The organism is Hymenobacter chitinivorans DSM 11115 (genome assembly GCF_002797555.1).
In the GTDB taxonomy this organism is placed as follows: domain Bacteria; phylum Bacteroidota; class Bacteroidia; order Cytophagales; family Hymenobacteraceae; genus Hymenobacter; species Hymenobacter chitinivorans.
Window position 1 is genome coordinate 1250136 of the sequence record NZ_PGFA01000001.1, and the last position, 24947, is coordinate 1275082.

Annotated in this window: 21 protein-coding genes; 13 read left to right on the forward strand and 8 right to left on the reverse strand. The window is 62.5% G+C overall.

Features of this window, described 5'->3' with window-relative positions; translation table 11 throughout:
- Positions 1 to 69 precede the first annotated feature (69 nt).
- The 11 genes from CLV45_RS05190 to CLV45_RS05240 all read left to right on the forward strand — a co-directional run bounded on the left by CLV45_RS05190 (position 70) and on the right by CLV45_RS05240 (position 12662).
- Positions 70 to 954, forward strand: a complete 885-nt coding sequence (locus CLV45_RS05190) for a heme/hemin ABC transporter substrate-binding protein (RefSeq protein WP_100335323.1) — start codon at positions 70 to 72, stop codon at positions 952 to 954.
- Positions 951 to 2027, forward strand: a complete 1077-nt coding sequence (locus CLV45_RS05195; protein WP_100335324.1) for a FecCD family ABC transporter permease — start codon at positions 951 to 953, stop codon at positions 2025 to 2027. Before CLV45_RS05190 ends, CLV45_RS05195 begins: the two co-directional genes overlap by 4 nt.
- A complete protein-coding gene (locus tag CLV45_RS05200) occupies positions 2020 to 2826 on the forward strand; it encodes a heme ABC transporter ATP-binding protein (RefSeq protein WP_100335325.1) in 807 nt (268 codons plus the stop codon). Before CLV45_RS05195 ends, CLV45_RS05200 begins: the two co-directional genes overlap by 8 nt.
- A 358-nt stretch (positions 2827 to 3184) precedes the next feature.
- Positions 3185 to 3805 (forward strand): (2Fe-2S)-binding protein, encoded by a 621-nt coding sequence (locus CLV45_RS05205; protein ID WP_100335326.1) that lies wholly within the window; start codon positions 3185 to 3187, stop codon positions 3803 to 3805.
- An 89-nt stretch (positions 3806 to 3894) separates the two neighbouring features.
- Complete coding sequence (locus tag CLV45_RS05210; protein WP_100335327.1) at positions 3895 to 4875, forward strand: FAD binding domain-containing protein; 981 nt, start codon at positions 3895 to 3897, stop codon at positions 4873 to 4875.
- A 123-nt stretch (positions 4876 to 4998) separates the two neighbouring features.
- On the forward strand, positions 4999 to 7335 hold the full coding sequence (locus CLV45_RS05215) for a xanthine dehydrogenase family protein molybdopterin-binding subunit (RefSeq protein ID WP_100335328.1): 2337 nt from the start codon (positions 4999 to 5001) through the stop codon (positions 7333 to 7335).
- A gap of 427 nt (positions 7336 to 7762) precedes the next feature.
- The gene (locus tag CLV45_RS05220; RefSeq protein WP_100335329.1) at positions 7763 to 8950 is read left to right on the forward strand and encodes an XdhC family protein; all 1188 of its coding nucleotides are present in this window, start codon (positions 7763 to 7765) and stop codon (positions 8948 to 8950) included.
- Positions 8938 to 9567 carry a nucleotidyltransferase family protein gene (locus CLV45_RS05225; RefSeq protein WP_211289904.1) on the forward strand — a complete coding sequence of 210 codons (630 nt, stop codon included), beginning with the start codon at positions 8938 to 8940 and terminating at the stop codon, positions 9565 to 9567. The genes CLV45_RS05220 and CLV45_RS05225 overlap by 13 nt, the downstream gene beginning before the upstream one ends.
- Positions 9568 to 9782: 215 nt before the next feature.
- Positions 9783 to 10214 (forward strand): HU family DNA-binding protein, encoded by a 432-nt coding sequence (locus CLV45_RS05230; protein ID WP_100335330.1) that lies wholly within the window; start codon positions 9783 to 9785, stop codon positions 10212 to 10214.
- A gap of 351 nt (positions 10215 to 10565) precedes the next feature.
- Positions 10566 to 12020 (forward strand): MFS transporter, encoded by a 1455-nt coding sequence (locus tag CLV45_RS05235; RefSeq protein ID WP_100335331.1) that lies wholly within the window; start codon positions 10566 to 10568, stop codon positions 12018 to 12020.
- 120 nt (positions 12021 to 12140) lie between these two features.
- Positions 12141 to 12662: a DinB family protein gene (locus CLV45_RS05240; protein WP_100335332.1), complete on the forward strand. Its 522-nt coding sequence runs from the start codon at positions 12141 to 12143 to the stop codon at positions 12660 to 12662.
- Between the two features lie 311 nt (positions 12663 to 12973).
- On the opposite strand, the gene CLV45_RS05245 is transcribed toward CLV45_RS05240, so the two are convergent.
- The 3 genes from CLV45_RS05245 to CLV45_RS05255 form a co-directional block, all read right to left on the reverse strand.
- Positions 12974 to 14629: an amidohydrolase gene (locus CLV45_RS05245; RefSeq protein ID WP_100335333.1), complete on the reverse strand. Its 1656-nt coding sequence runs from the start codon at positions 14627 to 14629 to the stop codon at positions 12974 to 12976.
- A 40-nt stretch (positions 14630 to 14669) separates the two neighbouring features.
- Complete coding sequence (locus tag CLV45_RS05250; RefSeq protein ID WP_100335334.1) at positions 14670 to 15101, reverse strand: hypothetical protein; 432 nt, start codon at positions 15099 to 15101, stop codon at positions 14670 to 14672.
- Between the two features lie 139 nt (positions 15102 to 15240).
- On the reverse strand, positions 15241 to 16014 hold the full coding sequence (locus CLV45_RS05255) for an AMP nucleosidase (RefSeq protein WP_100335335.1): 774 nt from the start codon (positions 16012 to 16014) through the stop codon (positions 15241 to 15243).
- A gap of 195 nt (positions 16015 to 16209) precedes the next feature.
- Between CLV45_RS05255 and CLV45_RS05260 the strand changes: the two genes are divergently transcribed.
- Entirely contained in the window at positions 16210 to 16695 is a 486-nt protein-coding gene (locus CLV45_RS05260) for a type I restriction enzyme HsdR N-terminal domain-containing protein (RefSeq protein WP_100335336.1), read from the forward strand.
- Positions 16696 to 16702: 7 nt separating this feature from the next.
- Here the strand turns inward: CLV45_RS05260 and CLV45_RS05265 are convergent, their stop codons facing one another.
- The 4 genes from CLV45_RS05265 to CLV45_RS05280 all read right to left on the reverse strand — a co-directional run bounded on the left by CLV45_RS05265 (position 16703) and on the right by CLV45_RS05280 (position 21630).
- On the reverse strand, positions 16703 to 18610 hold the full coding sequence (locus tag CLV45_RS05265) for an LTA synthase family protein (protein WP_100335337.1): 1908 nt from the start codon (positions 18608 to 18610) through the stop codon (positions 16703 to 16705).
- A gap of 17 nt (positions 18611 to 18627) precedes the next feature.
- A complete protein-coding gene (locus CLV45_RS05270) occupies positions 18628 to 19227 on the reverse strand; it encodes an SMI1/KNR4 family protein (RefSeq protein ID WP_100335338.1) in 600 nt (199 codons plus the stop codon).
- A 157-nt stretch (positions 19228 to 19384) separates the two neighbouring features.
- The gene (gene ald / locus CLV45_RS05275; protein ID WP_100335339.1) at positions 19385 to 20512 is read right to left on the reverse strand and encodes an alanine dehydrogenase; all 1128 of its coding nucleotides are present in this window, start codon (positions 20510 to 20512) and stop codon (positions 19385 to 19387) included.
- Between the two features lie 335 nt (positions 20513 to 20847).
- Complete coding sequence (locus CLV45_RS05280; RefSeq protein WP_100335340.1) at positions 20848 to 21630, reverse strand: DUF1573 domain-containing protein; 783 nt, start codon at positions 21628 to 21630, stop codon at positions 20848 to 20850.
- A 217-nt stretch (positions 21631 to 21847) separates the two neighbouring features.
- On the opposite strand from CLV45_RS05280, the gene CLV45_RS05285 reads away from it, so the two are divergent.
- Complete coding sequence (locus CLV45_RS05285) at positions 21848 to 24262, forward strand: alpha-ketoacid dehydrogenase subunit alpha/beta (RefSeq protein WP_100335341.1); 2415 nt, start codon at positions 21848 to 21850, stop codon at positions 24260 to 24262.
- A gap of 71 nt (positions 24263 to 24333) precedes the next feature.
- On the opposite strand, the gene CLV45_RS05290 is transcribed toward CLV45_RS05285, so the two are convergent.
- Complete coding sequence (locus tag CLV45_RS05290; protein WP_157807306.1) at positions 24334 to 24900, reverse strand: hypothetical protein; 567 nt, start codon at positions 24898 to 24900, stop codon at positions 24334 to 24336.
- Between the last annotated feature and the right edge of the window lie 47 nt (positions 24901 to 24947).

The window sequence follows — 24947 nt, forward strand, 5'->3', positions numbered from 1 at the left end:
AACGTCATTTCGCGCCCCGCGCGGAATGACGTTCTGTTTTCCTTTGACGTTTTCTAAGACTTCCAAGCAATGAAAAAAGTCCTGTACGCAACCCTGTTGTTGGCTTCGGTGGCCTGCAACCGGTTCCGCAACGAAGATAAAACTGCCGCCGACGCCCCGGGCAAGGAGCGGATTGTGTCGGTGTCGAAGCAGCTCACGGAAATGATTTTTGCCCTCGGCGCCGGCGACAAGCTCGTGGGCGTGGATTTGAGCAGCACGTTCCCGGCCGAGGCCAAAAAGCTGCCCACCGTGGGCTACCACCGGTTGCTCAACTCCGAAGGCATTGTGTCCTTGAAGCCCACCGTGGTGTATTCCGACGGCAACGTGGCCCCGGCGGCCGTCATGACCCAGCTTCAAAAAGTGGGAATTCCCATCAAGGAGTTCAAGCAAACCAAGACCATCGAGGAGGCCTGCCAACTGCTCCAGCAGCTCGGCGACGGGTTCGGCCGGCGCAAAGCCGCCGACAGCCTGGCCCAGCAGCTGACGGCCGACATGGCCACGGCCGCCGAGAAGCGCAAGCAGTTTGGCGACCAGCCCGTGAAGGTGGTTATCATTCACTACGGCCTGCAGAAAAACATTTACCTGGCCATGGGCCAGAAAAGCACGGGCACCCAGATGCTGGAGTGGGCCGGGGGCGTCAATTCCATCGACGCTACCGAAGGCATGAAGCCCATCAGCCCCGAGCTGATTGCTGCCGCCCAGCCCGACGTAATCCTGGCCACTGACTTCGGCTACGACCGGATGGGCGGTTTGGAGAAGTTCAAGACCCTGCCCGGCGTGGCCCTGACGCCGGCGGCCAAGAACAACCGTATCTACCGCGTCGAGGAGCACGATATGGTGTACCTCGGGCCGCGCACGGGCAAGAACGTGCTGCACCTCATGGAGCTGATTCACCAGCCCGCACCCCAGCTGTGAGGCTGAGCGCGGGCCGGGTCCGGGCGTACTTTGGGCTGCTGCTGGCCCTGCTGGTAGTCTGCATCATCGTGTCGGCTCGGCTGGGCGCGGTGGTGCTGACTTTCGGCGAAATCGGGGGCTACCTGGCCCAGAGCGTGGGCCTAAGCGCCGCCAGCACCGACCCCACGGCGGCCCTGCACGAGGGCGTGTTCTTCCAGATTCGCCTGCCGCGGGTGCTGCTCTGCGCCGTGGTGGGCGCGGCGTTGTCGGTATCCGGCACCCTGATGCAGGCCTTGTTCCGCAACCCCATCGTGGAGCCGGGGCTGATTGGCACTTCCGCCGGGGCGGCGCTGGGCGCGGCCGTTATTTTCGTGCTCGGCGCTTCGATGAGCTGGGTGAATTCGACCTTCCTGGGCAATTTCGTGCTGCCGGCGGCCGCCTTTGTGGGCGCTTTGGCCGCTACCGGCCTCGTCTACCGCCTCTCGCGGGTGCAGGGCCGGGTTACGGTGGCCTCGATGCTGCTGGCTGGTATTGCCGTCAATGCCCTGGCGGCCGGCGGCACGGGCTTTCTGGCCTACATTGCCCGCGACCCGCAGGCCCGCTCCATCACCTTCTGGAACCTGGGCAGCTTCAGCAGCGCCGACTGGCCCTCGTTTTATATGGTCCTTACCGTGACGGTAGTAGGAGTGGGGCTGGCCCTGCGCTTCGCCAAGGCGCTGAATGCCCTGCAGCTCGGCGAAAACGAAGCCCAATACCTGGGCGTGAACACCCGGCAGCTCCAAACCCGGATTCTGCTGCTCAACACCTTGCTGGTGGCCGTGGCTACGTCTACCGTCGGCGTCATCGGGTTTGTGGGCCTGGTGGTGCCCCACCTGCTGCGGCTGGTGCGCTTTGCCGACAACCGCCTGCTGATTCTGGGCTCCAGCCTGCTGGGCGCCATTCTGATGATAATTTCCGACACCGTGGCCCGCACCATTATTGCCCCGGCCGAGCTGCCCATTGGCGTGCTGACGGCCTTTATCGGGGCGCCAGTCTTTCTGTGGATGCTTTCCCACTACCAGCAACTCAACCAGCGGGGCGGATTTTATGCTTAAAGCCGATAACGTCAGCTTCCGGGTACAGGATAAGGTGCTGCTGAGCGAAGCTTCGGTGGAATGCCGCCCGGGCGAGTTTACGGTGCTCATGGGGCCCAACGGGGCGGGCAAAACGACTTTGCTGCGCCTGCTAGCCGGGTTGTACCAACCCTCGGCGGGCCGGGTCCTCTACCACGACAAGCCGCTGAGCACGTTTTCGGCGGCCGAGCTGGCCAAGTCCCGGGCGGTGCTGTCCCAGGAAATCCAGCTGGCCTTCCCGCTCAGCGTGGCCGACGTGGTGCTGATGGGCCGCTACCCGCACTTTCAGCGCAGCCCCTCGGCCCAGGACCAGGATATTGCCCGCCTCACCCTGGCCCAGCTGGGCATGAGCGACTTCGCCGACCGGGACTATTCCACGTTGTCGGGCGGCGAGGCGCAGAAGGTGCAGATGGCCCGGGTGCTGGCCCAGATCTGGGAAGCCCCCGCGCACGGCACCCGGGTGCTACTGCTCGATGAGCCCGTCTCCAGCCTCGACTTGCGCTACCAGCACCAGCTGCTGCAGATTGCCCGCGACTTTTCCCGGCAGCAGACCATTGTGGTGGCCGTGCTCCACGATATCAACCTGGCCCTGGCCTACGCCGACAAGCTCGTGTTCATTCGCCAGGGCCGGGTGCACCGCACCTTGCCTCACCCCGGTGAGCTGGACGAGCAGACGCTGGAGGAAGTATTTGGCCTCTCGATGCGCATCATTATCAATCCGTTTACTCATAAGCCGCTGGTGGTGTACGCCGATTCTTCGGAGCTGCCGCCGGGCGTTTAAATACCCAGTAAGGCCTGATAAAGGGGCGTAGCGAGCAGCTGCGCCCCTTTTTGCTTTATTCAGGCTAGCTGGACAGCAGGGAGTTGCCGCCGGCCAAAGTGAGCAAGCCGCTAGGGCTTTTACTGCGGAGTTCGTAACCTGAGCCGTACCCTGGCGTAAGCTACCGGTTGGAGTAGGGCAGGCCGCAGCGCCGAAACGAAGGCGGCTGCAAACCTGCCGTGCAGTTGGTGGTTAGCGTAACGAAGTACTGCTGATTCGGAGCCTTGTATGAGGCGTTTCTTGTCGTGCCGAGCCTTGGTGGTGGTGCGCCTGCTACCGTGTATATGTATCCCGTTGGTCATTCGAATGTAGGTTTGTTATGAGTCAAGATCTTACGGCTGATTCAGCCGCTACCCCGGAAGACGGCACCCGCCGCTCCTTTATCAAGCAGGCCGGCGGCATTCTGGGGTTAGCCCTGGCCCCGCCGCTGCTCAGCCAGGCTGAGCGGCTCACGAAGTTTTCCAAAACGGTGGAAGGCGTGACCAGCATGAGCCTGAAAGTGAACGGCACGGTCCGCACCCTGCAAGCTGAGCCCCGGGTGAGCCTGCTTGACGCCCTGCGCGAAAATCTGGACCTGACCGGCACCAAGAAAGGCTGTGACCATGGGCAGTGCGGGGCCTGCACGGTGCTCGTGGACGGCCGCCGCGTCAACTCCTGCCTGACCCTGGCCATCATGAACCAGGGTAAGGAAATAACCACCATCGAAGGCCTGGCGAAAGGCGAGGAGCTGCACCCGATGCAGGCCGCCTTCATCAAGCACGACGGATTTCAGTGCGGCTACTGCACCCCCGGCCAGATTATGTCGGGCGTGGCCTGCGTGCGGGAAGGCCACGCCACCACCGACGACCAGACCCGGGAATGGATGAGCGGCAACCTCTGCCGCTGCGGCGCCTACCCCAACATCGTAGCCGCCGTGCGCGAGGTAGCAGGCAAGAGTTAGAGCTCAGAACCAAGAGCTTAGAACTGAGAAGTTCTGCTCTTCTTATTTGCTTCTAAGTTCTGAGTTCTCTCTTCTAAGCTCTCAACCAAATGAATAACTTTAGCTATACTCAAGCCTCGACTGCCAAAGAGGCCAGTGGAATTCGCAAGGATAAACCAGACGTGGCCTTTATTGCCGGCGGCACCACGCTGCTCGACCTGATGAAGGCCAACGTGGAGCAGCATCCGCAGCTGGTCGACATCAATATGCTGCCCTTCACGGGGATTCAGGAGACCAGTGACGGGCTGCGCATCGGGGCTATGGAGCGGATGAGCGACGTGGGCGAAAACGCGCTGGTGGTGCAGCAGTACCCGGCGGTTTCCCAGGCGTTGCTGCTGAGCGCCTCGCCCCAACTGCGCAACATGGCCAGCATTGGCGGCAATCTGCTGCAGCGCACCCGCTGCGGCTACTTTCGCGACCCGGCCTTTCCCTGCAACAAGCGCAACCCCGGCTCGGGCTGCCCCGCCCAAACCGGCGACAACCGCAACCTGGCCATTCTGGGCACCAGTGACGCCTGCATTGCCACCAACCCCGGCGACCTGGCCGTGGCCCTGGTCGCTCTGGACGCGGTGGTGGTGCTCGAAAACGCCAAGGGCAAGCAGCGCCGGGTGCCGCTGCTCGAGTTTCACCTGCTGCCCGGCACCACGCCCCAGCGCGAAACCATCATCGAGGCCGACGAGCTTATCGTGGCCGTGACCATTCCCGCCGCGGCCCACGCCCGCAAGTCGCACTACGTGAAGGTGCGCGACCGGGCCTCCTACGCCTTTGCCCTGGTATCGGCGGCGGTGGGGCTCGACGTGCAGGGCGGCACCATCCGGGCGGCCCGGATTGCCCTGGGCGGCGTGGGCACCAAACCCTGGCGGGCCCAGGAGGCGGAAAAGCTGTTGGTTGGGAAGGCTGCGACGGAGGAGAACTTCCGGGCCGCTGCCGCCCTGGCCGTGCGCGGGGCCCAGCCCCGGGAGCACAACCGCTTCAAGGTGGAAATGGCCCAGAAAACCCTGGTGCAGGCCCTGCAGGAGCTGGTTGCTTGATAACTGCGAATAGGGGCGCGAATTGGCGTTGCTATTAATGAACGACTTACAAATAAACGACCCGGTTAGTACAGCGTCAGTTACGATTGAGACGCGAATCCGCGCCTTTACACCCCAGTATCTATGGATAACGAACCAGCTTTCTTCGAAACCAACGGGCCCGGTACGGGTGGGGTAGTGGGCCAGCCGCTCGACAGGGTCGACGGCTTTGCCAAGGTGACCGGGCAGGCCAAGTACTCGGCCGAGTATAAGCTGCCGGGCCTGACCTACGGCGTGCTGCGGACCAGTGAAATTGCCCGGGGCAAAATCCAGAGCATCGACACCAGCGCGGCGGCCAAGGAGCCCGGCGTTATTGCCATCCTGACCCACCTGAACCTGCCCAAGCTGGCCAAGACGCCCAACGACCCGGAAGGCAAAAAGGCCATTGGGGCGCCCATGGGCTTTCTGCCGCTCACTTCCGACCAGGTGCACTACGCCGGGCAACCCGTAGCCTTGGTCGTGGCCGATACCTACGATCGGGCCGTGCACGCGGCTTCCCTGGTGAAGGTGCAGTACGCGGTGGAAAAGCCCTTTACCTCGTTTCTGGACCCCCAGGCCAAGCTCTTTGACCCCGAGAAGGTGCAGGACGGCAAAACGCCCGGCCACACCCGCCGCGGCAACCCCCAGGAAGCCTTTGCCGCCTCGCCCGTGCAACTCACCGCTACCTACGAGCATGCCATCAACCACCACAACCCCATGGAGCCCGGGGCCACCACCGCCGTGTGGGAAGGCCCCGACCGGGTGACGGTCTACGAGTCGACCCAGGGCGTGACCCGCACCCAAAAGGCGCTGAGCACCATGCTGGGCCTGCCCACCGAGCAGGTGCGGGTGATAACCAAGTACCTCGGCGGCGGCTTCGGCTGCAAGGGCTCCACCTGGCCCCACACCATCCTGACGGTGCAGGCCGCCAAGGCCGTGGGCCGGCCCGTGCGCCTCTCGCTCACCCGGCCCCAGCAGTTTACCAGCATGGGCCACCGCGAAGACCAGCATCAGACCCTCAAGCTGGGTGCCACCCGGGACGGCAAGCTCACGGCCCTGATCCACGAGAAGACCTCCACGACCTCACCCTGGGACAACTACGCCGAGCCCAACAGCCGCATCATCAACCTGCTCTACGCCTGTCCCGCCTTCGAATCGACCTACCAGCTGGGGCGGGCCAACGTGATGACCAGCACCTTTACCCGGGCCCCCGGCGAGGCCCCGGGTTCCTTCGCCATTGAGTGCTCGATGGACGACCTGGCCGCCCAGCTCGGTCTCGACCCGCTCCAGGTCCGGCTGCTGAACTACGCCGACAAGGACCCCAGCAACGGCAAGCCCTGGAGCAGCAAAAGCCTGAAGCAGTGCTACGCCCGCGGCGCCGAGCTCTTCGGCTGGAGCAAGCGCAACCCCAAGGCCGGTGCCACCCGCGACGGGCGCTACCTGGTGGGCTACGGCATGGCTACGGCCTCTTACCCGGTGCACAACAACCAGGGCACGGCCCGGGTGCGCCTCTACGCCGACGGCCACGCCGTGGTGCAAACCGGGGCTACCGACCTAGGCACGGGCACCTACACCGTCATGACCCAGGTAGCGGCCGATTCGCTGGGCCTGGCGCCCGATAAAGTCCGCTTTGAGCTGGGCGACACCAACCTGCCCACGGCTCCCAACTCGGGCGGCTCGGTGGCGGCCGGCACCGTGTCGTCGTCTATCTACATGGCGGCCCAGGACGTGTGGCAGAAGCTGACCAAGCTGGCGACTCAGGATAAAAAGTCGCCGCTGTACCGGGCCAAGCCGGCCGACGTGGTGGTGGACAAGAACCGCCTGGTGCTCAAGGCCGACAAGACGAAAGGGGAGGACTTCATGGCCCTGATGAAGCGCAACGAAATGGCCGACATCGAGGGCATGGGTAATGGCAAGTACGGGGCCGGCTACGAGTCGGGCCTGGCGGCCGGGCCCGCCGACTCCGGCCACCAGGACGATATGGCCGGCCACTCCATGCACTCGTTTGGCGCCCACTTCTGCGAGGTGCGCGTCGACCCCGAGGTGGGCACCGTGCGCGTCACGCGCTGGGTGAGCGTGCACGCGGCCGGCCGGATTCTGAATGCCAAGACGGCCCGCAGCCAGATTATCGGCGGCAGCATCTTCGGCATCGGCGCGGCCCTGATGGAGGAAACCTTCCGTGACCCGAACCTGGCCCGCTACACCAACGCCAGCCTGGGCGAGTACCACATTCCGGTCAACGCCGACATTCCCAACATGACCGTGGAGTTCATTGAGGAGCACGACCCGTATATTAATGCTATGGGCGTGAAGGGCATCGGGGAAATATCGATGGTGGGCGTGGCCGCCGCCGTGGCCAACGCCGTATTTCACGCCACCGGCAAGCGGATTCGCAGCCTGCCCATTACCCCGGATAAGGTGATGAACAGCCTGGCCGTTTAGGGTGTTTTACCAGAAGCTAAGCGGCAGGGGAGTTAGAAATCAGGACTAGAAGGCTAGTTCCCTCCTCAGATGAGGAGGGGCTAGGGGTGGTTCAATCGTTGAACGATGTCGTTGTCATGCTGAGCGAAGTCGAAGCATCTCTACCGCTTCGTTGCTACAATAACTAATTACCATTGCGGTAGAGATGCTTCGGCAAGCTCAGCATGACGTTCTTTTTGTGATGTTCTTTTAGGACGTTCAACGATTAGACCACCCCGCCCTTCGGGCACCCCTCCTTGAAGGAAGGAGGGGAACTAGCTTCCTAGTCCCGATACCTAAGCTTTCTAACCCTAACACCTAAGCTTCCTAGCACCTTAGCCCTAACCACTGCCCACGTACCCTCAGCGGCTTCGGCTGCGTACTACCTAGCTGCTACGCCTTATTTGCAATGACTGAATTACAACGCCTGATTCTTGCCTACGATGAGCACCGCGCCGCCGGGCGGGCCTGCGCCCTGGCCTCGGTGGTGGACGTGGCCGGCTCGGCCTACCGCCGACCCGGGGCCCGCATGCTCGTGACGGAGGAAGGCCAGCTGACCGGGGCCATCAGTGGGGGCTGCCTCGAAGGCGACGCCCGCCGCCGGGCCCGGCAAACCATACAGCAGGGCCGCCCCACGGTGGTAACCTACGACTCCACCGACCCCGACGACGACCTGCAGTTCGGGGCCGCCCTGGGCTGCCAGGGCGTAGTACAGATTCTGCTCGAACCGCTCGACTTCGCCAACCCCGACAACCCCCTGGAGCTGCTGCGGCGCTGGGCCCAGGGCGTGGCGGCCCCCGCCGTGGTGGCCACCGTGTTCAGCATGGCCGGTACCGGGGCGGCGGCTCAAATGGGCGAGCGGCTGCTGCTTACCGCTGAGGGAAGCGTAGAAGGAAGTCTGCCCGCCGATTCGGAGCTGTACGACGCTATTCTGACCGATGCCCGGGCGGCTTTGGCCGCCGGACAGCCCGCCACCCGGCACTACCCCGCCCCGGCCGGCACGGTGCGGGTGAGTCTGGAGCTGCTGCGGCCCCCGGTGCGCCTGACCGTGTACGGGGCCGGCAACGACGTGCAGCCACTGGTGCGCCTGGCCGCCGGCCTGGGCTGGCGGGTGCAGGTCGTGGATGGGCGGCCCAACCAGGCCCAGGCTTCGCGCTTTCCCGAGGCCGAAGCCGTGCGGGTACTACCCCTGGCCCAGGTGCCGGACGAGCCGCACGACGGCAGCTTTGCCCTACTCATGACCCACAACTATTACTACGATTTGGCCGTGCTGCGCCACTTGCTGCCCGCCCCCACCCGCTACATCGGCTTGCTGGGCCCGCGCAAGAAGTACGACCGGCTGCTGGAAGACCTTGAGCAGGACGTGCCCGATGCCGCCGCCCAGCTCCGGGGCCGGCTCTACAGCCCGATTGGCCTGAACCTGGGCGCCGAAACGCCCGAGGAAATTGCCCTCTCCATCGTGGCCGAAATCCAGGCGGTGCTGGCCGGGCGGCCCGCGGGCTTCCTGCGCGACTCGCCCCACCCGATTCACCCGCCCCTGCATTCCAACGCCCCGCTGGTGGTGGAAGGCGCCGCCGACCCCTCGTGCAGCCTCTAGCCCTGCCCGCCGGTTTGCCCCGGCCCGCCCTGCTGGTGTTGGCCGCCGGCGCCTCCACCCGCCTGGGCCGGCCCAAGCAGCTCTTGCCCTACCAGGGCCAAACCCTGCTGCGCCGGGCCGCCGAAACCGCCGTAGCCGCCGCCCAGGGCGCCCCGGTCGTCGTCGTGACCGGGGCTTTGCACGAGGAGCTGCTGCCCGAGCTAGCCGGCTTGTCGGTGCAGGCGGTGCGCTGCCCGGAGTGGGAGCAGGGCATGGGCGCCTCGCTGCACTGCGGCCTGAGCGCCCTGGAAACGGCCAGCCCGTTGCTTTCCGTCACGATTCTGCTCTGCGACCAGCCCCACGTGACGCCCGAGTTACTGCGGCAGCTCCACGCCACGCACACCGCTACCGGCCAGCCCATCGTGGCCACCGAGTACGACGGGGTGCGGGGCGTACCGGTGTTGTTTGCCCAGGCCGCCCTGCCCATGCTGCGCGCCCTGCCCCCGGCCGCCGGGGCTGCTCAGCTGCTGCGCCGCTTCCCCGAGCTAGTTGCCGCCGTGCCCTTCGCCGAAGCCGCCGTGGACGTGGACACGCCAGAGCAGTACGCGGCTCTACTAGCCGCCGCCCGCACGCTGTAGAGACGCATATTTGCGTCTCATCGTCCGCGCCGCTAGGGCCGTTTTTACAGGTAATCGTTCTAAAATCGTTCAACGAGGAGACGCAAAGTTGCGTCTCTACAGCGTGCGGGCGGCCTTGTATAGGTATTATAAATATTTGAAAATAAAGAGCATAATACAACGAGTTTGTTAACAAGCTCCACTATATTACTTCCTCATCCTTAACCCATTCTAGTATGCCTATCGAATATTCCCTGGCCGAGCGCGGCAACCCCGCCAAGCCCAACGAGGCTAAAAAGTTTTATCCCGTGGCCCGCTCCCAGGGCGACACCAGTGTGCGCGACATGGCCGGCCGCATTAATGAGATGAGTACCGTGAGCACCGTCGACGTGATGGCCGTGCTCGAAGCCTTTTTCCAGACCGTGCCCCGGGAGCTGGCCGCCGGCCGCATCGTGCGCTTCGGCGACTTCGGCTCCTTCTCCGTGAGCCTGCAAGGCCAGGGGGCCGCCTCCGAAAAGGAGTTTAACTCCGCCCTCATCGACAACGTGAAGGTGGTATTCCGCCCCGGTAAGCTCTTCGCCTCGGCTATGCAGGGCGCCGACCTGCGGCGGGTATCTACCGTATTGGCCAATACCAAGGTCAAAGCGTCCTCGCGCAAGGGAGCCTAGAGCTTACTGGCCCGCCACTACCGTAGCGCGAACTTTGTAGTTCGCGTGCCAGAACAAGTCGCCCTGCCGAGGGTCGTTCTGGTACGCGAACTACAAAGTTCGCGCTACTGCTTTGCTACAGCTCCCGGCAGAAGGCTACCGTGACATCCTGATGTCATGCCCGTGACATAGGTATGTCACCTCGGTGACATACCTATGTCACGAAAGAAAGCCCCTGAGAGTTTGCATCCCGGCAGGCCCGTTATTTTTGGGGCCGGGCCACCTCGCCCGGCATTAAACGGCAAGCTCGGCAACGACACCCCGGAATTCCCGTTATCTTGCCCAGCACCACACCGCCAACCCCTAGCTTTCATGACGACCGTTTCCTCTGCTCCGGCCGCCGCGCCCGATGCTTCCTTCTCCGCTATTCCCAAGGACGACAAGCGCATTACCCGCGGCTGGACCTTCTACGACTGGGCCAACTCGGTGTATCCGCTGGTGATTACCAGCTCCATCTTCCCTATTTACTGGGGCTCTATGGTAAAAGCCGTTACGAATACTGACAGCGGCAAAACGCCGGTTGAGTTTCTGGGCATGCACGTTCCGGGCACTTCCCTGCAGAACTATTCCGTATCGGCGGCCTTCCTCATCATTGCCCTGATTAGCCCCCTGCTCACTGCCCTGGCCGACTTCTCAGGCCGGAAGAAGCTCTTCCTGCAAATCTTCTGCTACATCGGCGCCTTGTCCTGCGCCGGACTCTACTTCTTCGAGCCCAGCACGTTCACCATCAGCGTGTTTGTCTTTATTATGGCGACGGTAGGCTTCTCCGGCTCCATTGTGTTTTACAACTCTTACCTGCCGGATATTTCCTCGGAGGAAAAGTTCGACTCGTTGTCGGCCCGGGGGTTCTCCATGGGCTATATCGGGTCGGTGCTGCTGCTGATCCTGTGCCTGATGCTGATTCAGGGCCCCACGCTGTCGGGCACGCCTATGTTTGGGCTGACGGCTGGCGAGGCTACCCGCTACAGTTTCCTGCTCACGGGCATCTGGTGGGCTGGTTTCGCCCAGATTCCCTTCTTTACCCTGCCCGCCGACCGGGGCCGTCCCGCCGGGGCGGCCGTCGAGTCGGGCTGGCTGCTCAACGGCTTCCGGGAGCTAGGCAAGGTGTGGGAAGAAACCAAGAAGCAGCCTAATCTGAAGCGCTTCCTGCTGGCGTACTTCACCTACAACATGGGTGTTCAAACGGTGATGTACGTGGCTACTCTCTTCGGCGACGAAGAGCTGCACCTGGATAGCAAGTCGCTCATCATTACCATTCTGCTGCTCCAGATTGTCGGCATCCTGGGTGCTTATCTGTTTGCCAAGCTTTCGGAGCGTATCGGCAACACCCGGGCCCTGAGCTGGGCCGTGTTTATCTGGATGCTGATTTGTATAGCCGGCTACTACGTGCAGGCTGGTTGGAGCTTCTACCTGCTGGCCGCCATCATTGGCCTGACGATGGGGGCGGTCCAGAGCTTGTCGCGCTCCACGTATTCCAAGATTATTCCCGAGAATACGCCTAACTCGGCGGCCTACTTCAGCTTCTTCGACGTGACCGAGAAGGTTGGTATCGTCATCGGGCTAATCGTATTCGGCGGTATATCCCAGCTTATGGACGGCAATATGCGCTATAGCATCCTGGCCCTGATTGTATTCTTCGTTCTGGGACTGATATTCCTGCTGCAGCTACGAGGCCGTAAGCTGCGGGAAGGCTCCCCGGACGCCGATGCTACGCTGGCCCCCCCGCCGGCCACGCCCAACGTGGGCATGCCCGCTTCGGTGAAGTAACTTTGTCGAAAGCCCTGCCGCTGTGCAGGGCTTTTGCGTGCAAAAGAGGGGAGAGGAATAACTTTTAGCCGGCGTTTCACTTATCAGTTCACTTCTCACGCTCACCAAACCCCCACGCGTATGTCGACAGCCACCACCCAACCTTCCCTGCAAGCCGCCCTGAGCCAGGAGCTCAAGCGCGAACTGCTGCTCACCCGCCGCCTGCTCGAGCGGGTGCCCACCGAGCAGTTTGGCTGGCAGCCCCACCCCAAGTCCATGAAGCTGGGCACCCTGGCTTCCCACATGGCCAACCTGGTCGGCTTCCTGGAAATGTCATTGCAGGGCCCCGAAACCGACATGCTGACCCGGCAGGCGCCCCCGTCGCCGACCGATACCGACGAGGTGCTGCGCCGCTTCGACCTCAACGGCGAGAACCTGCACAAGGCCCTCGGCGACGTGGATGACGAAACCTTCCATGCCCTGTGGACCATGCGCCGCGGCGAGCAAACCATCATGCAGCTGCCCCGCGCCGCCGTGGCCCGCACCCTGGTCCTGAACCACCTGATTCACCACCGCGGCCAGCTCAGCGTCTACCTGCGCCTGCTCGACATTCCCGTGCCCGCCATCTACGGCAGCTCCGCCGACGAAGGCCCGGCGAAGTAATGTGCTAATGGTTAATGTGCTAATGTGAGGAATGTGTTAAATGTGGTTGAATGGGGGCGAATGTGTCCTTGCGAGGCATAGCCGAAGCCATCCTTCCTCTGCGCAGTACGACTCGTTCTTTTACTAGAAAGCCCTTTATCGGTAGTTCGATAAAGGGCTTTCACTTTAAAGGGCGGAGTACATTTCAGAGGACGGATTGACGCCGCTTGAAGCGCGCAATATCATGCTTCCTGGCAATGACACATTATTCTCATTTCCCATATTCAACCACATTAAACATAGCACATTGCTCACATTAGCACTTGAGCACATTACCTTTTATACACCTGTTCACCGCCAATCCAGGTTTGTTGCACCTGGGCGCCGCGCAGCTCGGTGGCGGGGGCTTGCAGCAGGTCCTTGTTGAGAATGACGAAGTCGGCGGCCATGCCGGGCGTGATGCTGCCTTTCTGCTTATCCTCGAAGGCGGCGTGGGCGGCCCAGGTGGTCATGCCGCGCAGGGCGTCGGGGCGGCTTAGGGCGTTTTCCATCTGAAAGCCGCCGCTGGGGTAGTTCTTGGCATCCTGCCGGGCCACGGCCGAGTGGAAGCCGAAGAGCGGATTGATGTCTTCCACGGGGAAATCGGAGCCCAGGGCCACCTGGCCGTACTGCTTGCGCAGCTCCTGGTAGGCGTAGGCGGTTTTCAGGCGCTCCTTACCCAGCCGCCCGCCGGCCCAGTACATATCCGACGTAGCGTGCGTGGGCTGCACCGAGGGCACGATGCCAAACTGCCCGAACTTGGGCATGTCGGCCGGGGTGATGACCTGGGCGTGCTCGATGCGCCAGCGCCGGTCTTTCTGGCCCTTCAAAGCCTCGCCGTAGATGTTGAGAATGATGCGGTTGGCCGAGTCGCCGATGGCGTGGGTGTTCATCTGGAACTTGCTGGCGGCAATGTCCTTGGCCAACTGCCGGTATTCTTTCTCAGTTGACAGCAGAAAGCCCGTTTCCTTGGGCCGGTCGGCGTAGGGCTCCACCAGGCAGGCCCCGCGGGAGCCCAGGGCCCCGTCGGCGTACACTTTAAAGGACGTTACCGTGAGGCGGTCCTGGAACACGGGGCCGTTCTTGAAGTAGAACTCCTTGTTGGCGGCCGTCGGGTTGAGCATGGCGTAGAGGCGCAGCTTAAGCTTGTTCTGCTGCTGCAGGGCTGCCATCCGGTCGATATTGGCTTTGTCGAGGCCGGCGTCGGCAAGGCTGGTGAGGCCCACGGCCACGCACAGCTGCTGGGCCTGCAGCAGGGCGGCGTCGGCCTCGGCGGGCGTCGGCTCCGGAATCTTGGCGCTAACCAGTCGAGTAGCATTATCTACCAGCAAGCCCGTAAGCTTGCCCTGGGCATCCCGCGTAATCGTGCCCCCGCTGATGGGCGTAGCGGCCGTGACGCCGGCCAAGTCCAGGGCTTTCTGGTTGACCAGGGCCGCGTGTCCGTCGACCCGGGTCAGGAACACCGGTACGTCGGGAAACAGCCGGTCCAGCTCGTCTTTAGTCGGGAACTGCTTGGTGGGCCAGTCGTTCTGGTCCCAGCCGCGGCCGGTGAGCCAGGCGGCCTGCGGGTACTGCTGCCGGTGCTGCCGGAGCTTTTGCAGCACGTCGTCCCAGGAAGTGGTGCCCACCAGGTTGGCGTCGCGCAGGCCCAGGGCGTAGCGGTAGAAGTGGCAGTGGGCGTCGTAGAAGCCCGGGTACACGAACTGACCCTGCGCATCGACTTCCTGCGTGGCCTGAAACTTCTGGCGCAGCTCGTCGGCCGAGCCCACGGCCACAAACTTGCCGTCCTGCACGGCAAAGGCCTGAGCTTTGGTAAAAGCGGAGTCCACGGTATAAACCGTAGCGTTGTAAACCAGCAAATCGGCGGGCTGGCGGGAGGAGGTGGAGCAGGAGGTGGCCACCGCGCCCAGCAGGGGCAGCAGCAGCGCGAGGCGGCGAATGGAAGTCATGCGGCGAAGGTACGCACCGGCCGCCGTTCCCGCCTAGTCGTTAGCGGGCCACGGTTTCGTGCTTCTGGCAGTGCTGCAACCACTCCAGGGCCGGCTCTGCGTCCGTAAACCGCTCGTTGCGGTAGGGGCGGTTGTCGTAGTACGCCGAGTCGGGCACGCGGCCATCCGACAGGTCGCCGGCCAGGTGGTGGGGCAGCATCAGGAAGGCCAGGTAGGTGGTGCGCTTCAGGCGGGGCTGCACCAGGGGCAGAAAGTCGTTGAGGGTCCAGAGAATGTCGGCCGAGTCGATGCCGGCGCGGCGGCGCACGTCGAGCAGCCAGAAGCGGCAGTCGTGCTCAACGGCCGCTTCGAGCAGGGCGTGGTAGCCGCGGTGCAGTTCGAAGGGCATCACCCCGCGCAGCCATTTCGCCACCAGCACGTGCCGGTCGGCATCGTAGGTAATTTCCAGATACGCGGTAGAGAATAGGGCCATAATCGGAACGAGTCTGTGCGGGAAAGAAGGGAGAAGAAGCGGATTTGAAGCCGCAGATTACGAAAAATCCCCGGTACCGTGCCTACGGTACCGGGGATTTGTGCGGACTTAACCCAAGATAGAAAATAGAGTATTTCTACTACTCAAAGCGCATGTGCTTCACCGATTCGCCCGAATTCTGCAGCTCAATCAGCGAATCAATGCCGATTTGCAGGTGAGAAGTCACGTAGTCGGAGGTTACCTTTTTGTCACTTTCCGAAGTTTTCACGCCCTCGGGCGTCATCGGGTTGTCGGATACCAGCAGCAGGGCGCCGTGGGGAATTTCATTGACGAAGCCCACGGTGAAAATCGTGGCCGTTTCCATGTCCACGGCCATGGCCCGGATCTGGCGCAGGTAGTCCTTAAAGTTCTCGTCGTGCTCCCACACGCGGCGGTTGGTGGTGTACACCGTGCCGGTCCAGTAGTCTTTCTCGTGCTTTTTAATCATCGACGACACGGCCCGCTGCAAACGGAAGGAGGGGAGAGCCGGAATTTCGGCCGGCAGGTAGTCATCGGAAGTACCCTCGCCCCGGATGGCGGCGATGGGCAGGATCAAATCCCCGAGCTTGGTCTTGTTTTTCAACCCGCCGCACTTGCCCAAAAACAGCGCCGCTTTGGGCTTAATGGCCCCCAGCAAGTCCATCACGGTAGCGGCCATGGGGGAGCCCATGCCGAAGTTGATGATGGTGATGTTGTTGGCCGTGGCCGTCTGCATGGGTTTGTCGATACCCCGGATTTCAACGCCGAACTGCTCGGCGAACATCGTGACGTAGTTGATAAAGTTGGTCAGCAGAATATACTGGCCAAACTCGTTCAGGGGCACGCCGGTGTAGCGGGGCAGCCAGTTCTCGACAATGTCGGCTTTGGTTTTCATATGGGAGGAATATGGTGAAATGGTGAGGTGGTGAAATGGTGAGTTGATGTTTTAGTGGCGCAAATTCAACTGCAACTCACTATTTCACCATTTCACCACCTCACCGCTCGGGTACAAAAAAACCGTCGAACAACTGTACGACGGTACCCGGATGAAAAGCTGTAGCAGAGGCTCCGGGCCGTACCTTTGTAGGTGATGCAAGAACTGAATCTGCCGCCTTTCGAGTACAAAGTTACCCAATCCGGCGAAAATTTGCTAATCTGGGATATTCTGCGCCGCAAACAGGTGGTGCTGACGCCCGAGGAATGGGTGCGCCAGCACGTGGTGCATTATCTGATTGACCACCTGGGCTATCCCAAAAGTCTGCTCAGCCTCGAGCGGGGTCACGCTTACAACAAGCGCCAGAAGCGCACCGACCTCTGCGCCTTCGACGCCACGGGCAAGCCCCTGCTGCTGGTGGAGTGCAAGCGGCCATCGGTGCCCCTGACCAGCGCCGTAGCCATGCAGATCGGGACCTACAACCAAACCATCGGGGCCCCGCTGCTACTGGTCACCAACGGCGTGCAGCACTACTGCTGGCGGGTGCACTCGGTGAACCGCACCAACCAGGCCTTGTCGTTTATCCCGACCTACGCCGAGGCCCTGGAGCTGCTGGCCCTGGCCGGGCCCGGTGCCGAATGAGGCTGGCTTACTGAGTACGGTAGAGGGAGTTGTCGAGCAAGCCGTTGGTAAAGAGCTGCAGGCAGGCTTTGAGCTCGTCGCCGTACTGCTTGAGCTTCTGCGGGTCCGGGTTCCTGATGGGCTCGGCGGGCATGCTGTGGGTAAGGTAGGGATAGAGCCGCAGCTGGTTGGTGGCCGTCAGCTCGGTCACAAAGTCGCGGTGCACGAGGAAATGGGAATTGTCGCGCAGGAAAATGGCCCGGCCGGTAGTAGTCGAGTCGAACACCGAGTAGCCGAAAGGCAGCAGCTGCTTGTCGGCCGGAATGCCCAGGTAGTCGATGACGGTGGGCGTTACGTCGGCCTGCTGGGTGATGCGGTGCACGTCGGCAGCCGGCAGCGGGCCGCCGGGGTGGTAGAGCAGCAGCGGCGTTTTGAACGAGCCCAGCACGTTTTGGTACTCCGGGCGCAGGGTTTGGGAAGTGTGGTCGGCCAGGATGATGAACAGCGTGCGGTTGAACCAGGGCTGCTTACTGGCGGCCTTAAAAAATTGGCGCAGGGCAAAGTCAGTGTAGCCAATGGAGGCGTGAATCGGCAGCTCGCCGGGCGCGAACTTGCCCTTGTACTTGGCTGGCACCGGAAACGGCTCGTGCGAAGTCAGGGTAAAGACGGTAGACAAAAACGGCTCCTTCTGCTGGCCTAGCTGTTGGGCAAAATACTGCAGATAGGGCTCGTCGAAAATGCCCCAGTGGCCGTCGTAATCGGGGCTTTTGGCGCCGCCGGGGTATTCATTTAGGCCGTAGTAGCGCTGCATGCCGGCAATGCCGCTGAAGGTATTAAAGCCCATGGTGCCATTCTCGGCCCCGTGAAAGACGGAAGTCGAGTAGCCGTGGCGGCCCAGCAGCTCGCCCAGGCCGTGCAGCTCGTCGGTCTGAAAGTTGGAGGTGATGAACGGGCTTTCCATCAAACCCGGCAGGCCCGCCAGCACCGCCGGCAACGACTCAATGGAGCGGCGGCCGTTGGCGTAATGGTCCCGAAACAGCAGGCCTTGGGTAGCCAGGGAGTCAAAGAACGGCGTGTAGCCTTTTCCGCCGTTTTCAATGCCGTTGTACTCGGAGGCAAAGCTTTCGATAAGCAGAATTACCACGTTGTCGCGCGGGGCTCCGGGCCGCGGCTTGGGCTTATGCACGGCCAGGGCCTGCTGCAGCGCGGCCGGCGTGGCGAAGTAGTTGCGCCGCTCCACGGGCTCGTAGCCAAAGCTTTTCTGGAACGTGAACGTGCTGTTCAGCGCCACGTGGCCCAGAATGGGCGGCGAGGTTTGCATAAAGGCGTGGCCGGTGCGCAGGGGCTTGAGCTGCAGTCCGCCCCGGATGCCGAGCACGGTAAAGGCGGCCAACAGCACCACTTCCAGGACCACGCGGCCAAAGCGGCGGATGGTGCGCGGCTCCCGGGCGTAAAATTCGGCGTCCCGGGCCGTGGGCAGGGGGTAGAAGTACCACAAAAGCCCAAACAGCGCGCCGAAGGGCAGCAGCAGAAACCAGTAGTGGCCCACCAGCTGCCCGGCCTGCCGCTCGATGTCGCCGGTAATGGTAAAGAGCTCATCGGAGGTGCGGCGCCCGATGAATTTGAAGTAGACGCTGTCGATGATGTTCACGGCCAGGGCCGGAGCATTCAGCACCAGGTACACCCCGCGCAGAAACCGTTGCCAGCCCCGGCCGAAAGCTGGGACCAGGGAGAGCAGCAGAAACGGCACGTTCTGGAGCAGAATAGCCGAAATATCGAACCGGAAGCCGTGCCAGAACGCCCAGAGTACCTGCTCGGTGCCAGCCTCCTGAAAAGCTGCCCGGTTGGCCCAGTAAAAGCCCAGGCGCAGCAATACGTAGGCACCCATGAGCAGCAGCAGGCGGCGCAGCATCAAACGCAACAGCGGGGAAATCATGCGGGCAGTCAACGGCGTTAGTCCTGGCTGGGCTTGAGGTGAATATTCTGGCCGTCGGGCAAGTCCTTGATCTGCTGGTAGAAACCGGCCAGAAAGCGCAGCCGCTCGGCCGCCGGCTCGGGCTTGAGCGTCGGCTTCACCTCCGACTTGATGCACAAGGGGGGCACCACGCTCAGCAACTGGCCCGGCTCGAGCTTGCCGCCCCGCTGCTGAAACGCGCGCAGCGGCTCCATGCCCAGGGCGTCCAAGGGAAACTTCTCGACCCCAAATAGGAAATGTTTGAAGTCAACTTCCAGATCAGCCAGCTCCCCGGTTTCGGTGTCCAGAAACAGCACCGCGTCGCCGCGCAGCAGGAACTGGTTGCCCACGCAGTCCTGGCCAAAGGGAATGTCGGTTTCCAGTACGTGGGCGTAGGTGCGCCAGAAAGCCGTTTCGCTCTGCCAGGCCGTGTGCAGGGCGTGCCAGGTCGGCTCTTGTACGCAGCCGCGCAGGTGCAGCCCACCGAAGTAGGCTACCACGCCGTTTTGCTCGCGCAAAAACGCCTGCAAGTAGGAGGGAAGGCGGGCAAAGCTTACCAAATCGGTCAGCTCGGAGCCGGTATACAGAATTCCTTTCATGAAAATAGCGCGAAGCTCCAGCTTCCTGAGTCGTCGGAATCTCAACGGGGAGCCTCCGAAATTGGTGCAACGAAGCGCGAGGCTGGAGCGTCGCGCTACAGAAAAAAAGCCTTCCCGACGGTCAGGTCAGGAAGGCTTTTTTCAGGTAAGAACAAGCTTAAGCCGTAGCGCCTTCCAGCACGGTATCCACGCTTACCAGCGGCAGATTCCAGGCTTCGGCTACGCCGGGGTACACTACTTCGCCGTGTACCACGTTCAGGCCCAGGCGCAGCGAGGCGTCGCGGCGGCAGGCTTCCTGCCAGCCCAGGTTGGCCAGCTTCACGGCGTAGGGCAGCGTGGCGTTGGTCAAAGCCAGGGTCGAGGTGTAGGGCACCGCGCCGGGCATGTTGGCCACGCAGTAGTGCACGATGTCGTCGATGATGAAGGTCGGGTTTTCGTGGGTCGTGGGCACGCAGGTCTCGATGCAGCCACCCTGGTCCACGGCCACGTCCACGAGCACCGTACCGGGGCGCATGGTCTTGAGCATTTCGCGGGTGATGAGGTGAGGGGCCTTGGCGCCGGGAATCAGTACGGCACCCACCACGAGGTCGGCGGTTTTGATGGCTTCGCGGATGTTGTACTCGTTCGAGTACTGCGTCACCACGTTCTTGGGCATGAAGTCGTCGAGCTCGCGCAGACGGTTCAGGCTGATGTCCATGATGGTCACCTGGGCGCCGAGGCCGGCGGCTACTTTAGCGGCCTGGGTACCCACGATACCGCCGCCGAGCACCAGCACGTGGGCGGGCTTCACGCCGGGCACGCCGCCGAGCAGAATGCCGCGGCCTTTCAGGGGTTTCTCCAGGTACTTAGCGCCTTCCTGGGGCGCCATGCGGCCGGCTACTTCGCTCATCGGGATGAGCAGGGGCAGGGCGCGCGAGGGCAGCTCCACGGTTTCGTAGGCCAGGCACACGGCTTTGCGCTCAATCATGGCGTGGGTCAGCTCCTCGCCCGAGGCAAAGTGGAAGTAGGTGAACAGCAGCTGGCCTTCCTTGATCAGGTTGTATTCCTCCTTAATCGGCTCTTTTACCTTCACAATCATTTCGGCCTTTTCGTAGACGGCCGCAATGGTGGGCAGGATGGTAGCGCCGGCCTGTTCGTACTCGGCATCCTGAAAACCGCTGCCTTCGCCGGCCGTAGCCTGCACGTACACGTCGTGGCCGTGCTTGCGGAATTCAGCCACGCCAGCGGGGGTGAGGCCAACACGGTTTTCGTTGTTTTTGATTTCTTTCGGTACGCCGATGATCATGGCAGGAGCTAAAGAGTGGGTGGAGGGAGAAATACTAGCTGAAAACGGCCGCAAAGATACAAAAGAAGCCGGCTTCGTGGGTGTAAAATGCGGCTATTGACAAGGAAGGTTCCGCCGGGTTGCAGCTATTCCGGTTTTGGACCGTTTTGCTCGACTTTCCTCCCGAACGGAGCGCAGCGCAGTGAAGCCTCTTCCTCACCTGAGTAGCAAACTTTCTGCAACACGAAAAAGCCCTTCACCGATTGTGCGGTAAAGGGCTTTTCGTGTTGGTACAACCCGTAGTGGGGTAACCGAGGAGGGCTCTTCGGCTGCGTCTCAGGACGACAGATTCGGTTCTACTTGAAGGGTACGGCCACGCCGCTTTCCTTGACCATGCTGGCCGCGTTCAGGTCGCGCACCACGTTGGCTTTCAGCGTCAGCCTGGTGTCGCCGTTAAGGTCGTTCGAGCCGATGGTTACCACGTCGCTCATATTGCCCACGGTGCGCTGGGCGTAAATCAGTTCCACCGTGGCGCTCTGCCCGGGCTTGATGGCCGCTGGGGTGGCTTTGTAGCCTACGCAGTTGCACGATGAGGTCAGGGTGCCCAGCTGCAGATCCTGCTTGCCGGTGTTGCGCACCGTAAATTTGGCCACGGGCTGCTGCCCGGCCTCAATCTTGCCGAAGTCGTGGGAGGCGCGGTCCAGCACCAGGCGGGGCGACTGGGCCAGCTGGGCCGGGGTCAGCGTGGCCTTCACCTGGTCTTTGTTCAGCACGTTGCCCTTGATGCTGAGCACCGTGCTGGGCGTGGTGGCGTTGCTGGTTACGGTTACCGTTTTGTTAAAAATCCCGGGCCGGCCGGCGCTGCTGTACATGGCCTTGATGATGCCGCTCTTGCCGGGCAGTACCGGCGTCTTGGTCCAGTCGGGGGTGGTGCAGCCGCAGCTGGCCTGCACGTTGGCAATGACGATGGGTTGGTTGCCGGTGTTTTTAAACTTGAACTCGTAGGTGGCCATAGTGCCCTCGGCCACGTTACCGAAGTCGTGGGCGTCTTTCTCGAAGGTCATCACGCCCTGGGCGCGGGCCCCGAAGCTGGCAGCTCCCAGCACCAGAGCCAGGAAAAAGGAGGCGAGGTTTTTCATAGGTAAGGCAGGTAAGGTATAGTCGAGGCCAAAACGGGCGGCTACCGGAGCGGCCCGTCAGCCAAAGATAGACAAAAACGCGCCTGATTCGTAGGGGTGCCAGCAAGCTGCCTCGTGAAAGCTCGCGCCCAAATCCGTACTTTTGTGCGCCTGCTCCGGCCGGCCTTCGTTCCCACCCCGATTTTTTGCCTCCAATTCCCGCCTACTTCCTTTTCCTATGCCCACTGCTGAACCCCTCGTAGCGGCCGCCGCCGCCCTAAGCAAAGAAGAATTGCTCCGCGACTACCGGCTGGGCTGGGAAAGCCGGCAGGCCTCCCTGGCCGGTCGTAAGGAAGTGTTCATGGGCAAAGCCAAGTTCGGCATCTTCGGCGACGGCAAAGAGCTGCCCCAGCTGGCCATGGCCCGCGCCTTTCAGCCCGGCGACTTCCGCTCGGGCTACTACCGCGACCAGACCTTCATGCTGGCTGCCGGTGAGCTGAGCCTGCAGGAGTACTTTGCCCAACTCTACGCCAACCCCGACGTGGAAGCCGAGCCCGCTACCGCTGGCCGCGCCATGAACGGCCACTTCGCCACCCGTCTGCTCGACGAGGACGGCAACTTCAAAAACCTGGCGGAGCTCAAAAATTCCTCGGCCGATATTTCGCCCACCGCCGGCCAGATGCCCCGCCTCGTGGGCCTGGCCTACGCCTCCAAGCTCTACCGCCAAAACCCCGAGCTGCGCGAACTGACCCAGTTTTCGGTGAACGGCAACGAAGTTGCCTTCGGCACCATCGGCAACGCCAGCACCTCGGAGGGCATGTTCTTCGAGGCCATCAACGCCGCCGGCGTGCTCCAGATTCCGATGCTGATTTCGGTTTGGGACGACCACTACGGCATTTCGGTGCCCGCCGAGTACCAGACCACCAAGCAAAGCATCAGCGAAATTCTGGCCGGCTTCCAGCGCAACGCCCCCGGCGAGCAGGGCTTCGAGATTTTCGTGGTCAAAGGCTGGGACTACCCGGCTTTGGTCGACACGTACCTGCGGGCCGCCGAGGTGTGCCGCCGCGAGCATGTGCCCGTGCTGATTCACGTCACGGAAGTTACCCAGCCCCAGGGCCACTCCACTTCCGGCTCCCACGAGCGGTACAAGAGCAAGGAGCGCCTGAGCTGGGAAGAAGCCCACGACTGCCTGCTCAAGATGCGCGAGTGGCTACTCAGCGAAGGCCACGCCACGGCTGAGGAGCTCGACCAGATTGAGAACGAAACCAAGGATGTGGTGAAAAAGGCCCGCGTGGCCGCCTGGGATGCTTTCTTCAACCCCATCAAGCAGGAGCGCGACGAAGCCGTGGCCCTGCTGGAAAAGCTGGTGGCCGAAACCGGGGAGGAAAACCGCCTCCACGAGATGGTGGAGCAGCTGCGCCACAACCCCACGCCCATCCGCGCCGACATTGTGCGTACCATCAAGCGGGCCCTGCGCCTGGTGCGCGACACCCGCAGCGGAGCCCGCCGCAGCCTGCAAAACCACCTGGAGCAGGCCCTGGCCGAAAACGCCGACCGCTACAACTCCTACCTTTACAGCCAGAGTGAGCAGGCGGCCCTCAATATGGGAGCCGTGCCCGCCGTATTTGCCCCCGATGCGCCCCAGGTCGACGGCCGGGAAGTGCTGCAGGCTTGCTTTGAGGCCAATTTCCGCCGCGACCCGACCATCTTTGCCATCGGCGAGGACGTGGGCAAAATCGGGGACGTAAACCAGGCCTTTGCCGGCTTGCAGGACAAATTCGGCGAGCTGCGCGTGACGGATACCGGGATTCGGGAGTGCACCATCGTGGGGCAGGGCATTGGGGCCGCGTTGCGCGGCCTGCGGCCCATCACCGAAATTCAGTACCTGGACTATCTGCTCTACGCCATCCAGATTTTGTCGGACGATGTGGCCTGCCTGCAGTACCGCACCAAGGGCGGGCAGAAGGCCCCGCTGATTGTGCGCACCCGCGGCCACCGGCTCGAGGGCGTGTGGCACTCCGGCTCGCCCATTGGCATGATTCTGAGTAGCATCCGGGGTATGCACGTGCTGGTACCGCGCGACATGACCCAGGCCGCGGGCTTCTACAACACGCTGCTACGCTCCGACGAGCCGGCCCTGGTAATTGAGTGCCTGAACGGTTACCGCCTCAAGGAGCGGATTCCGCAGAACGTGGGCGAATTTACCCTGCCCCTGGGCGTGCCCGAAATCCTGCAGGAAGGCTCTGATATTACCATCGTCACTTACGGCTCGATGTGCCGCATTGTGCAGGACGCGGCCCGGCAGCTGGCCGAAGTGGGTATCTCGGTGGAAATTATCGACGTGCAGTCCCTGCTGCCCTTCGACATTGACCACGTCATTGCCGACAGCCTGCGCAAAACCAACCGGGTGCTGTTTGCCGACGAAGACGTACCCGGCGGGGCCACGGCCTACATGATGCAGCACGTGCTCGACGAGCAGCAGGCCTACCGCTTCCTCGACTCCCAGCCCCGCTGCCTCGCGGCCCAGGCCCACCGCCCTCCCTACGGCTCCGACGGCGACTATTTCAGCAAACCCAACGCCGAAGACGTGTTCGACGCCGTCTACGAGCTCATGCACGAGGCCGACCCCAAGCGTTTTCCGGCCATTTACTAATCCCGGCAAACCAAAAAGCCGGCCGGATGCTGAGCGTCCGGCCGGCTTTTTTGTAGGGGTATCAAGCGCCGTTAGGGCTTCTGGACCACGTAGCTGGAAGTGGTAATCTTGTTGCTCTCATTCAGGGCGCGGTCCATAATGCTTACGTCGAAGCGGACCTCGTCGCCGGGGCGGAAGGGGCTCCCCAGAAAGAAGGGCAGCGTCAGGGTGAGGCTACCTTTGAGGGGCCCGGGCTTGGCATCGGTACTAAAGAGCTTCGGAAAGCGGCTGTTGTAGCCCTGGGCGCTGCCCGTCACTACGGGCTCGAAGGGCAGGTTGGCATTGCTGCGCTTGTAGGCCGTAATGAAGTAGTTGTCGGTGGTGCGGTTATAATTGCCGTTGGCGTCGGCCGGGTTATAAGGTGCCTGCTTTTCGTCGGGGCTCAGACCCAGGTCCCCGTCGCCGTCGGTAAAGTCAATCGTGATGCGCACCGTATCGACCGGCGTTTGGCCCCCCCCGAACGTGTAGCGCTTGGCCTGCACCTCCTTGAAATCAATGTGCGGCGTGGTGGGGTAGTCCGGCGCCTGCAAGCAAGATGTCAGCAAGCCGGCGGTGCCTGCTGCCGCAGCGGCAGCGCCAATTTTCAGCGTACGAAACATGGTCATAGAAAGCAGCAGTAGAGGTCCAAAACGAGGGGCGTACCCAG